The sequence below is a fragment of the Pseudomonas sp. XP2 genome (genome assembly GCF_053557975.1).
Genome location: NZ_JBNRIK010000011.1, coordinates 91,530 through 105,650, shown reverse-complemented (window position 1 = coordinate 105,650; position 14,121 = coordinate 91,530). Strand labels below are relative to the sequence as shown.

Sequence of the window (14,121 nt, the reverse complement as noted above, 5' to 3'; positions counted from 1 at the left end):
GAATGCACTCGCTTCTTGCTGTATTCGTTGAACGAAAGAGTCCGCCAACGGCTCCATAAAAAAAACAAACACGTCGAGGAAAATTTGATGCGTATCGTTCGTCAATTGCTGGGCGCCGCCATCGCGGCCGCTGTGATCGCTTCGCCGGCCATGGCCGAAGAACTGACTGGCACCCTGAAGAAGATCAAGGAATCGGGCACCATCACCCTGGGCCACCGCGACTCCTCCATCCCGTTTTCCTACCTGGCCGGCAAACCCGAGCCCGTGGGCTACTCGCATGACATCCAGCTGGCTGTCGTCGACGCCCTGAAGAAGCAACTGGGTACGGACATCAAGGTCCGTTACAACCTGGTCACCTCCCAGACCCGCATCCCGCTGGTGCAGAACGGCACCGTCGACCTTGAGTGCGGCTCCACCACCAACAACGTCGAGCGCCAGCAACAAGTCGGCTTCTCGGTCGGCATCTTCGAAGTCGGTACCCGCCTGTTGACCAAGGTCAAGGACGGTCAACCTGCATACAAAGACTTCCCGGACCTGGCCGGCAAGAACGTGGTGACCACCGCCGGTACCACCTCCGAGCGCATCCTCAAGGCGATGAACGCCGACAAGCAAATGAAGATGAACGTGATTTCCGCCAAGGACCACGGTGAAGCCTTCAACATGCTCGAAAGCGGCCGCGCCGTGGCCTTCATGATGGACGATGCGCTGCTGGCCGGTGAAATGGCCAAGGCACGCAAGCCATCCGACTGGGTCATCACCGGTACCCCGCAGTCGTACGAAATTTACGGCTGCATGGTGCGCAAGGAAGATGCTGCGTTCAAGAAAGCGGTCGACGACGCCATCGTGGGCTACTTCAAATCGGGCGAAGTCAACAAGAGCTACGACAAGTGGTTCAATCAGCCGATCCCGCCTAAAGGCCTGAACCTGCAGTTCCCGATGAGCGACGAGCTGAAAAAGCTGATCGCCGAGCCGACCGACAAGGCTGCGGACGAGAAGAAGTCCTGATCCTCAGATAGTGGCCTGGTGCTCAACAGCACGAATCAATTCTGCAGGCCACTCATTAGTGTCTAACCTTTCATCCGAGGGCGCCAAGCGCCCCCGGATGCTCGAAGGTGCCCGTGAAACAACCGTCTGAGGGGAAATCCCGATGAATTACAACTGGGACTGGGGCGTGTTCTTCAAGTCCACCGGCGTGGGCAGCGAAACCTATCTGGACTGGTACATCACCGGCCTGGGCTGGACCATCGCCATCGCCATCACCGCCTGGATCATTGCGCTGCTGCTGGGGTCACTCCTCGGTGTCATGCGTACCGTGCCGAACCGTCTGGTATCGGGCATCGCTACCGCCTATGTGGAACTGTTCCGCAACGTGCCACTGCTGGTGCAGCTGTTCATCTGGTACTTCCTGGTGCCGGACCTGCTGCCGGAAGGCTTGCAGGAATGGTTCAAGCAGGACCTCAACCCGACTACCTCGGCGCTGATCAGCGTGGTCGTCTGCCTGGGCCTCTTCACCGCCGCCCGCGTCTGTGAACAGGTACGTACCGGTATCCAGGCGCTGCCCAAAGGCCAGGAAGCCGCCGCACGCGCCATGGGCTTCAGCCTCCCGCAGATCTACAACAATGTGCTGCTGCCGCAGGCTTACCGGATCATCATTCCGCCGCTCACCTCCGAGTTCCTCAACGTCTTCAAGAACTCCTCGGTGGCATCGCTGATCGGCCTGATGGAACTGCTGGCGCAAACCAAGCAGACCGCCGAGTTCTCCGCCAACCTGTTCGAGGCGTTCACCCTGGCCACGCTGATCTACTTCACCCTGAACATGGGCCTGATGCTGCTGATGCGCATGGTCGAGAAGAAAGTCGCCGTGCCTGGCCTGATTTCCGTGGGAGGCAAGTAAATGGACATGGATTTCAGCGAAATCATCCCGGCCCTGCCAGCCCTCTGGGAAGGTATGGTCATGACCCTGCAGCTGATGGTCATGGGCGTTGTCGGCGGTATCGCACTGGGCACCATCCTGGCGCTGATGCGCCTGTCGTCGAGCAAGCTGCTGTCACGTGTGGCAGGTGCCTACGTCAACTACTTCCGCTCGATCCCGCTGCTGCTGGTGATCACCTGGTTCTACCTGGCGGTGCCGTTCGTGCTGCGGTGGATTACCGGCGAAGACACGCCAGTGGGTGCGTTCACCTCTTGCGTGGTAGCCTTCATGATGTTCGAGGCGGCGTACTTCTGCGAGATCGTGCGTGCCGGCGTGCAGTCGATTTCCAAAGGCCAGATGGGCGCCGCGCAAGCGCTGGGCATGAACTACGCGCAGACCATGCGCCTGATCATCCTGCCCCAGGCCTTCCGCAAGATGACCCCGTTGCTGCTGCAACAGAGCATCATCCTCTTCCAGGACACCTCGCTGGTATACACCGTGGGCCTGGTGGACTTCCTCAACTCGGCACGTTCCAACGGCGATATCATCGGGCGCTCCCATGAGTTCCTGATCTTCGCCGGCGTCGTCTACTTCATCATCAGCTTCTCCGCTTCGTGGCTGGTCAAGCGCCTGCAAAAAAGGATCACCGTATGATTTCCATCAAGAACGTCAACAAGTGGTACGGCGACTTCCAGGTACTGACCGATTGCAGCACCGAGGTCAAGAAAGGTGAGGTGGTGGTAGTCTGCGGCCCGTCGGGCTCGGGCAAGTCCACCCTGATCAAGTGCGTCAACGCGCTGGAGCCGTTCCAGAAGGGCGACATCGTGGTCGACGGCACGTCGATCTCCGACCCGAAGACCAACCTGCCGAAGCTGCGTTCGCGGGTGGGCATGGTGTTCCAGCACTTCGAACTGTTCCCGCACCTGACCATCACCGAGAACCTGACCATTGCGCAGCGCAAGGTGCTGGGCCGCAGCGAGGCAGAAGCCACCCAAAAGGGCCTGGCCCTGCTCGACCGTGTAGGGCTCAGCGCCCACGCCAAGAAGCACCCCGGCCAACTCTCCGGCGGGCAGCAGCAACGCGTGGCCATCGCCCGCGCCTTGGCAATGGACCCGGTCGTCATGCTGTTCGACGAACCCACCTCGGCACTGGACCCTGAAATGGTCAGCGAGGTGCTGGACGTGATGGTGCAACTGGCCCACGAAGGCATGACCATGATGTGCGTGACCCACGAGATGGGCTTTGCCCGCAAGGTCGCCAACCGGGTCATCTTCATGGACAAGGGCAGCATCATCGAAGACTGCACCAAGGAAGAGTTCTTCGGCGATCAGAGTGCCCGCGACCAGCGCACCCAGCACTTCCTCAGCAAGATCCTGCAGCACTAATCCGGCCACTGCATCCGCTGCCACGGGACCCACCGGGCAGCGGATGCTGGTCGTGACAAGGCCACTGTGATGAAATGCGACCCCTCGCTACTGCTCCCTGCCAAGCCTGCCGTGAATTCCCGCCTGATCCGACAATTGCTGTTACCGCCACTGATCATTCTGCTGATGGTCGGCCTGGGAATGGCTGGCTACCTGATCAGCGAGAGCAACGGCATCCGCACCCTCAGCGAAAACGGCGAGCGCCAGCTGGAGCTGCACGCGCGTACGGTCGAAAGCGAAATCAGCAAATATACCTACCTGCCCAGCCTGCTCGAGCTGGAAGACAGCGTTTCACACCTGCTCACCGAGCCGGACGGCGGCTCGCGCCAAACGGTCAATGAATACCTTGAGGGGCTAAATCGGCGCAGCCGCAGCCGCGCCATCTTCGTCCTCGACACCAATGGCCGGGTACAGGCCACCAGCAACTGGCGCGACGCCGACTCGTTTCTCGGTGAAGACCTGTCGTTCCGCGCCTACTTTCAGACGGCTGTGCGCGGCGAACCCGGGCGTTTCTACGGCATCGGCAGTACCACGGGCGAAGCCGGCTATTACCTGGCCCATGGGCTTGAAGAACACGGCAAGATCATTGGCGTGGCGGTGATCAAGGTGCGTCTGGATACGCTCGAGGAGCGCTGGCAGCGTGCCCGCCTGGAAGCATTCGTCAGCGACGAGAACGGCATCATCATCCTCTCCAGTGACCCGGCCCGACGCCTGAAGTCGGTGCGCCCGCTGACCCCGCAAATCAAGGAGCGCCTGGCGCGCAGCCTGCAATACTACTGGTGGCCGCTCAACGAACTGCAGCCACTGGCCCGGGAAACCCTGGCCGATGGCGTGGAAAAGCTGACCTTTCCGGCCAACAGTGAAACCGCGCACGGCAAGCAGCACGAAGTCGCCTACCTGGCCCAGACCCGGCGCCTGGCCGATACACCCTGGCACTTCACCCTGCTGACCCCGCTGCAGGACCTGCGCCGCGAATCCATGGTGCAGGGCGTCCTGGTGGGCGTAGCCTTTGCCTTGCTGGCCATACTCGGCATCGCCTGGAACGAGCGGCGCAAGGTCATTGCCACCCGCCTGGCGGCCCGCGAAGCACTTGAGGCAGCCAACAACCAGCTGGAGCGACGCATTGCCGAACGCACGGCAGACCTGCGCGCCAGCAACGAACGCCTGAAAGGCCAGATTCGCGAGCGCAGGCATGCCGAACAGACCCTGCGCCACGCCCAGGATGAGCTGGTGCAGGCTGGCAAGCTGGCCGCCATCGGGCAGATGTCCACCAGCATTGCCCATGAACTGAACCAGCCGCTGGCCGCGCTGCGCACGTTGTCTGGCAACACCGTGCGCTTCCTCGAACGCGGGGCGCTGGAAACGGCCAGTACCAACCTGCGTACCATGAACGACCTGATCGACCGCATGGGGCGCATCACCGCCAGCCTGCGCTCGTTCGCCCGGCGCAGTGACGACAGCGGCCAGGCCTCACTGGCCAAGGCGGTAGAGGCCACCTTGCAGGTGTTGGCCAACCGCATCAGCGCCTGCCATTTGCAGTTGCACCACCAGTTCGAGGACCAGCAACTGGCCATCGACCAGACCCGCCTGGAGCAGATTCTGGTCAACCTGATCGGCAACGCCCTCGATGCCATGGCCGCACAACCGTTGCCCGAGCTGTGGCTGGAAGGCGAGCTGCAGGGTGACAAGTACCGCTTGCAGGTGCGCGACAATGGCCACGGCATCGACGCTGAGGCGCGCAAGCACCTGTTCGAACCTTTCTTCACCACCAAACCGGGCGAACATGGCCTGGGCCTGGGTCTGACCCTGTCGGCGAGCCTTGCCGCCGCCGCCAAGGGCAGCCTCAATGTCGAGCACCCCGCCACTGGCGGCACGGCCTTCGTCCTGGCTCTGCCCCTGGTCACCCCTCCTAGCGAACCGGCAGAGCAACCATGAACCAAGCGCCACTTACCGTCCTGATCGTTGAAGACGACCCGCATGTGCTGCTCGGCTGCCAGCAGGCACTGGCCCTGGAGGACATCGCCTGCGAGGGCGTGGGCAGCGCCGAGCAAGCGCTGGAACGCATCGGCGACGATTTCGCCGGCATCGTCGTCAGCGATATCCGCCTGCCGGGCATCGATGGCCTGGAACTGCTCAACCGCCTGAAGGCCCGTGACCGCAGCCTGCCGGTGGTGTTGATTACCGGTCACGGTGACATCGACATGGCGGTCGGTGCCATGCGCAATGGCGCCTACGACTTCATGGAAAAACCGTTCTCCCCCGAACGCCTGGTCGACGTGGTGCGCCGCGCCCTCGAACATCGCGGGCTGTCACGCGAGGTGGTGGCCCTGCGCCGTCAACTGGCCGAGCAGAGCAGCCTGGAGGGGCGCATCATTGGTCGTTCGCCGGCCATGGAACACTTGCGCGAACTGATCGCCAACGTCGCCGATACCTCGGCCAACGTGCTGATCGAAGGCGAGACCGGTACCGGCAAGGAGCTGGTCGCCCGCTGCCTGCACGATTTCAGCCGGCGCCAGGGCCAGCCCTTTGTAGCGCTGAACTGTGGCGGCCTGCCGGAAAACCTGTTCGAGAGCGAGATTTTCGGCCACGAGGCCAACGCCTTCACTGGCGCCGGCAAACGCCGTATCGGCAAGATCGAACACGCCAACGGAGGCACGCTGTTCCTCGATGAAGTGGAAAGCATGCCGATCAACCTGCAGATCAAGCTGCTGCGCGTACTGCAGGAACGCACGCTGGAGCGGCTGGGCTCGAACCAGAGCATCCCGGTGGACTGCCGGGTGATTGCAGCGACCAAGGCCGACCTCGATAGCATGGGCCAGAGCGGCCAGTTCCGCAGCGACCTGTACTACCGGCTGAACGTGGTAACCCTGGAGCTGCCTCCCCTGCGCGAGCGCCGTGAAGACATCACGCAGTTGTTCGAACACTTCCTCCAGCAGTCAGCCCTGCGCTTCGACCGTGAAGCACCGATGCTGGACAGCCAGATCCTGTCACGCCTGATGGCCCACGACTGGCCGGGCAACGTGCGCGAGTTGCGCAACGTGGCCGAACGCTATGCCCTGGGCCTGCCGGCGTTCAAAAAGGGCCCCAGCGGCGGCGCCAGCCAGGGCCTGGGCTTTGCCGAGGCAGTGGAAGCGTTCGAGCGCAACCTGCTCAGCGATGCACTGCAACGCACGGGCGGCAACCTGAGCCAGGCCAGCCAGGAGCTGGGCATGGCCAAGACCACGCTGTTCGACAAAGTGAAAAAGTACGGCCTCGGCTGACCTCAACCCAAACTGGAAAGAAAACGTGGACCTGGTATTCAAAGCTGCGCTCGGTGCTGGCGTGGTGGTGCTGCTGGCGGTGCTGTCGAAGACGCGCAACTACTACATCGCAGGGCTGGTGCCGCTGTTTCCCACCTTTGCCCTGATTGCCCACTACATCGTTGGCAAGGGGCGCGGCATTGCCGACTTGAAGGCCACCATCCTGTTCGGCATGTGGTCGATCATTCCCTATTTCGTGTACCTGGCAACCCTGTATGTGCTGGTCGACCGCCTGCGCCTGGAGACGTCGATGGCCCTGGCCACGGTAGCGTGGCTGATGGCCGCGACCGTGCTGGTGACCTTGTGGGTGCGGATGCACTGATCAAAATGCGCGCTGGCTGCTTCGCGGAGTCAGAGCCCGGCGATGTGCGTGACCTCTTGCCTGTGCGCCTGCAAATAAGGCAATACCGCCCCCAGCAGCGGCGCCTTGAACGGCTCCTGAAAGCGGTGCGCCAACCCAGGTATCAGGCGCAACTGGCTGCCCTGGATATGCGCCGCCAGGTGCACGCCGTGCATCACCGGCAACAACGGGTCGGCCGTGCCATGCACCACCAGCGTCGGCACACGAAGCTGGTTCAAAAGCTCGACGCGGCTGGGCTCGGCCAGTATCGCCATGATCTGGCGCTTGGCCCCGTCCGGGTTGAACGCCCGGTCATAGGCGACCGCCGCCTGGCGCAGCAATACTGCGCGGTCGTCCCGCACCTCGGGGCTGCCTAAAGCCGCCAGCAGGTCGGCCTGCTGCTCGATGGCCACTTCGCGGTTCGGCGCGCTACGCCGGGCCAGCAGTTGCACCAGCGCCGGGGCCGGCGCAGGCAGCCCCGCTGCCCCTGAACTGGACATGACCAATGTCAGGCTGCGCACGCGCTCGGGGGCCATGGCTGCCAGATGCTGGGCGATCATGCCGCCCATGCTCACGCCCAAGACATGAAACTGGCGTACACCCAATGCGTCCATCAGGCGCAAGCCGTCATCGGCCATATCCGTCAGCGTATAGGGCGCCGCCACCGGCAGGCCCAGCTTGTAGCGCAACAGCTCGACCGTCAGGTTGGCCGACGGTGGCACCTGGTTCCAGCGTGACAGGCCGACATCGCGGTTGTCGTAGCGGATCACCCGAAAGCCTTGGCGGCACAGGGCCTCGACCACATCGTCCGGCCAATGAATCAGCTGCCCGCCCAGGCCCATCACCAGCAGCAAGGCCGGGTCACGCTGCGCCCCGACGCTCTGGTACACCAGGCTGACGGCGCCCAGCTCGGCACGCTGCACCGGCACATGGGCGTCACAATGCTGTTCGGCGAAACTCGCCGGTACGCTGAACATGAAGAAAAGAAAAAGCCAAAAAGCCCGCATGAAAGAAACACCAGAATGCAGATCCCCAGTAGAGCGCGAGTCTGATGAATTCTGTTCGATCGCGCTGCCACAGTTCGGTGACAGTTTCATGACTCCCGCCAGGCGGTGCATCCAAATGCCCAGTCGACAGCCGCGCCAACATGAGGGAAACTCAACTCACCCCCTGTTTCTTTAAATTTCAACCCCGGAGTCAGCAGTGCTGGAGATCCGCCACCTGAAAACCCTTCATGCCCTGCGCGAAGCCGACAGCCTGGTGGAGGCCGCCGAGCGCCTGCACCTGACCCAGTCGGCGCTATCGCACCAGTTCAAGGAACTGGAAGAACGCCTGGGCCTGCCCCTGTTCGTGCGCAAGACCAAGCCGATCCGCTTCACCAGTGCCGGGCTTCGCCTGCTGCAACTGGCCGATGCCACCCTGCCGCTGCTGCGCGGCGCCGAGCGCGACATCGCGCGCCTGGCCGGCGGCACTGCCGGGCGCCTGCACATGGCCATCGAATGCCATAGCTGCTTCCAGTGGCTGATGCCAACCATCGACCAGTTCCGCGACGCCTGGCCGGAGGTGGAGCTGGACCTGGCCTCCGGCTTTGCCTTCGCCCCATTGCCGGCCCTGGCCCGCGGCGACCTGGACCTGGTGGTGACCTCCGACCCGGTGGACCTGGCAGGCATCACGTATGTGCCACTGTTCACCTATGAGGCAATGCTGGCGGTGGCCAACCAGCACCCGCTGGCCAGCAAGCCTTACATGGTGCCGCAAGATCTGCTCGACCAGACGCTGATCACCTACCCGGTGGAGCGCGACCGCCTGGACATCTTCACCCGCTTCCTGGAGCCGGCCGACATCGAGCCGGCCGCCGTACGCACCTCGGAGCTGACGGTAATGATGATGCAGCTGGTAGCCAGCGGCCGCGGGGTATGCGGCATGCCGCACTGGGCACTGCACGAGTACAGCTCGCGCGGCTATGTGAAGGGCAAACGCCTGGGTGAGAAAGGCCTGTTCGCCACCCTTTATGCGGCCGTGCGCACCGACATGCTCGATGCGCCTTACATGCGCGACTTTTTGCTGACCGCCAAAGACACCTCGTTCGCCACCCTCGATGGGGTCAGCGCGGTGCGTTGAGCGCCTGGCGGTACAGCGGCAGGATCAGGTCGCGGGTCAGCGGCGCCAGTGGCATGACGGGCGCCTGGTCAGCGGCCAGCCAGACAACCTCTTCGATCTCCGCAGCCGGGACCACGGCTGCGGCGCTGTCGACACGAAACAACTCGGCCTGCACTTCGAAGCCTGGCTCGTTGGCGGCTGGGGCACTGAACTGGCCCAGGTGCACAGCCTGGGCCGGGTCGATGTGCAAGCCCAGCTCCTCGTTCAACTCGCGCACCAGTGCCTGCACCGGCGTTTCACCGGCATCGATCTTGCCGCCTGGCTGCATGAAAGCCCCGGTGCCGCGCTTGCGCACCAGCAGGGTTCGGCCCTGAGGGTCGATCAGCAGGGCGGCGGCGATGCGGATTATGTTCGGCATGAATCATACTCACTCAAGAAATCAAAGAAGGTATCGCCTGCGCTGGCCGGCGATAGGGCCAGCGCAGGCAACATAGCATCCGCGACGAACGGCCCCTTGCCAACCCGCCGCGTACACTCCATAACCAACACATGAACCTGCCCGCCAAACACCACCCGGTGCTCGCGCTGTTCCACCCTGCCGTGCGCACCTGGTTCCGTCGCCATTTCGCCACGGTCACTGAAGCCCAGGCACAGGCCTGGCCGCTGATCCATGCGGGCCAGTCGATGTTACTGGCCGCGCCGACCGGTTCGGGCAAAACCCTCAGTGCTTTCCTGGCGGTGCTCGACGAGCTGTTCCGTGAAGGCCTGGAGCACCAAGGTGAGCTGCCCGCGCAAACCCAGGTGATCTACGTTTCACCGCTGAAGGCCCTGTCGAATGATATTCGCCTGAACCTCCAGGCCCCGCTCGAAGGCATCAGCCTGGCCCTCACAGACCAGGGCCTGAACGCCCCACACATCACCACAGCCGTGCGCACGGGCGACACGCCACAAAAGGAACGTGCTGCCATGCGCAAGCTGGCCCCGCACATTCTGGTGACAACCCCCGAATCGCTGTACGTGTTGATGGGCTCGGCTTCGGGCCGTGAAGGCCTGGCCAACGTGCACACGGTAATCGTCGACGAAATTCACGCATTGGCCGGCAACAAGCGTGGCGCCCACCTGGCGCTGACCCTCGAACGCCTGCAAGCCTTGTGCAAACGGCCACTGCGGCGTATCGGCCTGTCCGCCACGCAACGCCCGGTCGAGCGGGTGGCACAGTTTCTGGTCGGTAGCGGGCGCCCCTGCGCCATCGTCGATGTAGGCCATGCGCGCGAACGCGATCTGGCCATCGAAGTGCCGCCGGTGCCACTTGGCGCGGTAATGGCCAATGATGTCTGGGGCCTGGTCTACGACCGCTTGGCCACCCTTGCCCGCGAACACCGCACCACGCTCGTATTCGTCAACACCCGGCGCCTTGCCGAGCGCATCACCCGTCACCTCAGCGACCGGCTGGGCAAGGAGGCGGTCGCCGCGCACCATGGCAGCCTGTCCAAGGAGCTGCGCCTGGGTGCAGAGCAGCGGCTCAAGCGCGGCCATTTGCAGGTGCTGGTCGCCACCGCTTCGCTGGAGCTGGGCATTGATATCGGCGATATCGACCTGGTGTGCCAGATCGCCTCGCCAGGTTCGATTGCCGCCTTCCTGCAACGGGTTGGCCGCGCCGGCCACCAGGTGGACGGCGTGCCCAAGGGGCGCCTGTTCGCCACCTCACGCGATGACCTGATCGAATGCGTGGCCCTGCTGGACTGCGTGCGCCAAGGCGAACTGGACGAGCTGCACATACCCCGGGCACCGCTGGACGTGCTGGCCCAGCAGATCGTGGCCGAAGCCAGTAACAAGGACTGGCACGAACAAGCCCTGTTCGACTGCTTGCGCCAGGCCACGCCCTACACCGAGCTCGACCAGCGCCACTACCAGGCGCTGCTCAGCATGCTCGCCGAGGGCTACAACGGCCGCCAGGGTATCCGCAGCGCCTATTTGCACCGCGATGCGGTCAGCGGCACCTTGCGCGGCCGTCGCGGCAGCCAACTGACGGCGTTGACCAGCGGCGGCACCATCCCTGACAACGCCGACTACACCGTACTGCTGGAACCACAGGCGCTGAACATTGGCAGCGTCAATGAAGACTTTGCCGTGGAGAGCATTGCCGGCGATATCTTCCAGCTGGGCAACGCCTCCTATCGCATTCTGCGCGTCGAGGCGGGCCGCGTACGGGTGGAAGATGCCCATGGCCTGCCGCCGACCATTCCGTTCTGGCTGGGTGAAGCGCCCGGGCGCAGCAACGAGCTGTCTGCCGCCGTGGCGCGGCTGCAGGCACGGGTCGACCAGCAACTGGCCCAGGCTGACGGCGACATGGTCGAGGTACTGGCATGGTTGCAGGCTACCTTCGAACTGGACGAAGACAGCGCCAGCCAGTTGCTCGACTACCTGGCCCGCACCCGCGAGGTGCTTGGCGCCCTGCCCTCGCAGGACACGCTGGTGATGGAGCGCTTTTTCGATGAGTCCGGCGGGACCCAGCTGATCATCCATTCGCCCTACGGCAGCCGCATCAACCGCGCGTGGGGCCTGGCCCTGCGCAAACGCTTCTGCCGCACCTTCAATTTCGAGCTGCAGGCTGCCGCCAGCGAAGATGCCATCGTGCTGTCGCTGTCGACCAGCCACAGTTTCGCGCTGGACGAGGTGTGGCATTACCTCAATAGCCGCAGTGCCGAGCAGATCCTCGTCCAGGCGGTGCTGGATGCGCCGCTGTTTGGCGTACGCTGGCGCTGGAACGCCGGCGTTGCAATGGCCCTCCCGCGCTTCGTGGGCGGGCGCAAGGTCGCGCCACAGATCCAGCGCATGAAGAGCGAAGACTTGGTGGCCGCCGTGTTCCCAGACCAGATCGCCTGCCTGGAAAACATTGCCGGCGAGCGGCAGATACCCGATCACCCGCTGGTCGAACAAACCCTGGACGACTGCCTGCATGAGGCGATGGACAGCGAAGGTTGGCTGGCCCTGTTGCGACGCATGGAAAGCGGGGCGGTACGTCTGTTGTGCCGCGACCTGCCCGCGCCTTCGCCACTGGCCTCTGCCATTCTCAATGCCAAGCCGTACGCTTTTCTGGACGATGCCCCGCTGGAAGAACGGCGCACCCAGGCAGTACTCAACCGACGCTGGAGCGAAGTGCACAGTGGCGACGACCTGGGCGCGCTGGACGCTGATGCCATCGCCGCCGTCGCGGCAGAAGCCTGGCCACAGCCAGGCAATGCAGACGAAATGCACGAAGCGCTGATGGGCCTGGGCGCCATCAGCCAAGCTGAAGTGCAGGGCAATGCCAGCTGGGACCTGTTGCTCAGGCAACTGGCCAAAAATGGTCGGGCCTTGCGCCTGGCGGACGAAAAGCTGTGGTTGGCGCGTGAGCGACTGGGCCTGCTGCAGAGCGTGTATCCGGACGCTGTGCTGGAACCTGCCTTGCAGATGCTGCCTGGGTTCGATCAGGCCCCCGAGCCGGACCTTGCCCTGACTGAACTGTTACGTGCCCGTCTGAGTGGCCATGGCCCCAGCACCGCGCCACAGATAGCCGCACCGCTTGGCAAGCCGTTGCCAGCCGTCGAGCAGGCACTGGCCCGCCTGGAAGCTGAAGGCTATGTGCTGCGCGGGCATTTCAGCCCTGGTGCAACCGACCTGCAGTGGTGCGAACGCCATTTGCTGGCGCGCATTCATCGCTACACCGTGAAACGCCTGCGCCGGGAGATCGAACCGGTCAGCCTCCAGGACTTCATGCGCTTTCTGTTCGACTGGCAGCACTTGGCACCTGACGAGCGCTTGCGTGGTCCGCAGGCACTGGCCGAAGTGCTGGGCCAGTTGCAGGGGTTCCCCAGCGCCGCCGGGGCGTGGGAGGCGGAACTGCTGCCTTCGCGCATCAAGGACTACAGCCCCCACTGGCTCGACGATGCCTGCCGCAGCGGCCAGTTTGCCTGGAGCCGGCTGGCGGCAACTTTGGCGAGCAGCACCCTATCAAGTACCCCACTGGTGCTGCTGCCGCGCGACCAGCTGAACACATGGCGCAGCCTGGCGCCCGCCCCAACGGTGGATGCCCTTGGCCTGCGTGCGCAACGTGTGCACGAAGCGCTTAAAACCGAGGGGGCGCTGTTCTTCGATGAACTGGCGCATGAGGCACGTCTGCTGCCCAGCGAACTGGAAACTGCGCTGCAGGAGCTGGTGGGTTCGGGCCTGGTCGGTGCGGACAGTTTCACCGGCTTACGCAGCCTGATCACCCCTGCAGCCAAGCGCAGCTCTCGTAACAGCCGCCGTGGCCACCCGCCGCTTTCCAGCAGCATGGCGCATGCCGGGCGCTGGGCACTGCTGCGCCGCAGCGCTACGCCACCGGATCAAGACCAGCGCCTGGAGTACATCGCCCGCACCCTGCTGCGCCGCTATGGCGTGATCTGCTGGCGGCTGCTGGAGCGCGAGAGTGATGTACTGCCGCCCTGGCGTGAACTGCTGCGCTGCTATCACCGGCTGGAGGCGCGTGGCGAGATCCGTGGTGGGCGCTTCATTGCCGGGCTGGCGGGTGAACAGTTCGCCTTGCCGGAGGCGGTGGGGTTGCTGCGGCAGGTGCGCCGCCGCGACCCGGACGGGACGTTGCTGGTAGTGAGTGGCAATGACCCGCTGAACCTGACCGGCTCGTTGCTGCCCGGGGCGAAAGTGCCAGCGGTGAGTGGTAACCGCTTGTTGTATCGCGACGGGGTACCGGTGGCGGTACGGGTGGCCGGGCGTTACTCGTATCTGGTCGAGGCGCTCGCACAAGAGCAGGAAATCTGGCGGCAGAAACTGCTGCGTGACAAGCACTGAGCGTTAGCGGCTGTACCGGCCCTATCGCCGGCAAGCCAGCTCCCACAAAGATGTCACTTCGCTCGAAGCTGGTGATGACCTGTAGGAGCTGGCTTGCCGGCGATAGGGCGGGTACAGCCAGTACATAACTTGGCGAGAATGATTTTCGCTACCCCGATTTTAATTTGCAGGGCCCCGCAACTTGGCTATGGTCGGGGTTTGCCCCCAGGCCCTGAG

Annotated in this window: 11 protein-coding genes; 9 read left to right on the top strand and 2 right to left on the bottom strand. The window is 63.9% G+C overall.

The window, feature by feature from the left end:
- Window positions 1-87: 87 nt before the first annotated feature.
- The 7 genes from ACK1VC_RS14275 (at window position 88) to ACK1VC_RS14245 (ending at window position 6,957) form a co-directional block, all read left to right on the top strand.
- The gene (locus ACK1VC_RS14275; RefSeq protein WP_060520009.1) at window positions 88-1,005 is read left to right on the top strand and encodes a glutamate/aspartate ABC transporter substrate-binding protein; all 918 of its coding nucleotides are present in this window, start codon (window positions 88-90) and stop codon (window positions 1,003-1,005) included.
- Between the two features lie 142 nt (window positions 1,006-1,147).
- Window positions 1,148-1,894 (top strand): amino acid ABC transporter permease, encoded by a 747-nt coding sequence (locus tag ACK1VC_RS14270; protein ID WP_016488794.1) that lies wholly within the window; start codon window positions 1,148-1,150, stop codon window positions 1,892-1,894.
- A complete protein-coding gene (locus ACK1VC_RS14265) occupies window positions 1,895-2,566 on the top strand; it encodes an amino acid ABC transporter permease (protein ID WP_016488795.1) in 672 nt (223 codons plus the stop codon).
- On the top strand, window positions 2,563-3,297 hold the full coding sequence (locus ACK1VC_RS14260) for an amino acid ABC transporter ATP-binding protein (protein WP_016488796.1): 735 nt from the start codon (window positions 2,563-2,565) through the stop codon (window positions 3,295-3,297). The genes ACK1VC_RS14265 and ACK1VC_RS14260 overlap by 4 nt, the downstream gene beginning before the upstream one ends.
- A gap of 69 nt (window positions 3,298-3,366) precedes the next feature.
- Window positions 3,367-5,271: a two-component sensor histidine kinase AauS gene (locus tag ACK1VC_RS14255; protein ID WP_016488797.1), complete on the top strand. Its 1,905-nt coding sequence runs from the start codon at window positions 3,367-3,369 to the stop codon at window positions 5,269-5,271.
- Window positions 5,268-6,596, top strand: a complete 1,329-nt coding sequence (locus ACK1VC_RS14250; protein ID WP_016488798.1) for a two-component response regulator AauR — start codon at window positions 5,268-5,270, stop codon at window positions 6,594-6,596. The genes ACK1VC_RS14255 and ACK1VC_RS14250 overlap by 4 nt, the downstream gene beginning before the upstream one ends.
- 25 nt (window positions 6,597-6,621) lie before the next feature.
- Window positions 6,622-6,957, top strand: coding sequence for a GlpM family protein (locus tag ACK1VC_RS14245; RefSeq protein WP_191086910.1), 336 nt, complete (start codon window positions 6,622-6,624; stop codon window positions 6,955-6,957).
- 29 nt (window positions 6,958-6,986) lie between these two features.
- Here ACK1VC_RS14245 and ACK1VC_RS14240 read toward each other — a convergent pair whose 3' ends face one another.
- On the bottom strand, window positions 6,987-7,982 hold the full coding sequence (locus ACK1VC_RS14240; RefSeq protein ID WP_016488800.1) for an alpha/beta fold hydrolase: 996 nt from the start codon (window positions 7,980-7,982) through the stop codon (window positions 6,987-6,989).
- Between the two features lie 196 nt (window positions 7,983-8,178).
- Here ACK1VC_RS14240 and metR point away from each other — a divergent pair, with 196 nt between their 5' ends.
- Window positions 8,179-9,096, top strand: a complete 918-nt coding sequence (gene metR, locus ACK1VC_RS14235; RefSeq protein ID WP_016488801.1) for a transcriptional regulator MetR — start codon at window positions 8,179-8,181, stop codon at window positions 9,094-9,096.
- Here metR and ACK1VC_RS14230 read toward each other — a convergent pair.
- A complete protein-coding gene (locus tag ACK1VC_RS14230; RefSeq protein WP_023047129.1) occupies window positions 9,080-9,493 on the bottom strand; it encodes an NUDIX hydrolase in 414 nt (137 codons plus the stop codon). The genes metR and ACK1VC_RS14230 overlap by 17 nt on opposite strands.
- Window positions 9,494-9,624: 131 nt before the next feature.
- On the opposite strand from ACK1VC_RS14230, the gene ACK1VC_RS14225 reads away from it, so the two are divergent.
- Complete coding sequence (locus ACK1VC_RS14225; protein ID WP_191086911.1) at window positions 9,625-13,905, top strand: DEAD/DEAH box helicase; 4,281 nt, start codon at window positions 9,625-9,627, stop codon at window positions 13,903-13,905.
- The last annotated feature ends 216 nt before the right edge of the window (window positions 13,906-14,121 follow it).

Excerpts from the sequence above, each read along its gene's own strand:
- ACK1VC_RS14265 (WP_016488795.1), top strand. The coding sequence starts at position 1,895 with ATGGACATGGATTTCAGCGAAATCATCCCGGCCCTGCCAGCCCTCTGG.
- ACK1VC_RS14230 (WP_023047129.1), bottom strand. The coding sequence starts at position 9,493 with ATGCCGAACATAATCCGCATCGCCGCCGCCCTGCTGATCGACCCTCAG.
- ACK1VC_RS14250 (WP_016488798.1), top strand. The coding sequence starts at position 5,268 with ATGAACCAAGCGCCACTTACCGTCCTGATCGTTGAAGACGACCCGCAT.
- ACK1VC_RS14260 (WP_016488796.1), top strand. The coding sequence starts at position 2,563 with ATGATTTCCATCAAGAACGTCAACAAGTGGTACGGCGACTTCCAGGTA.
- ACK1VC_RS14270 (WP_016488794.1), top strand. The coding sequence starts at position 1,148 with ATGAATTACAACTGGGACTGGGGCGTGTTCTTCAAGTCCACCGGCGTG.
- ACK1VC_RS14240 (WP_016488800.1), bottom strand. The coding sequence starts at position 7,982 with ATGCGGGCTTTTTGGCTTTTTCTTTTCTTCATGTTCAGCGTACCGGCG.
- ACK1VC_RS14225 (WP_191086911.1), top strand. The coding sequence starts at position 9,625 with ATGAACCTGCCCGCCAAACACCACCCGGTGCTCGCGCTGTTCCACCCT.
- ACK1VC_RS14275 (WP_060520009.1), top strand. The coding sequence starts at position 88 with ATGCGTATCGTTCGTCAATTGCTGGGCGCCGCCATCGCGGCCGCTGTG.
- ACK1VC_RS14255 (WP_016488797.1), top strand. The coding sequence starts at position 3,367 with ATGAAATGCGACCCCTCGCTACTGCTCCCTGCCAAGCCTGCCGTGAAT.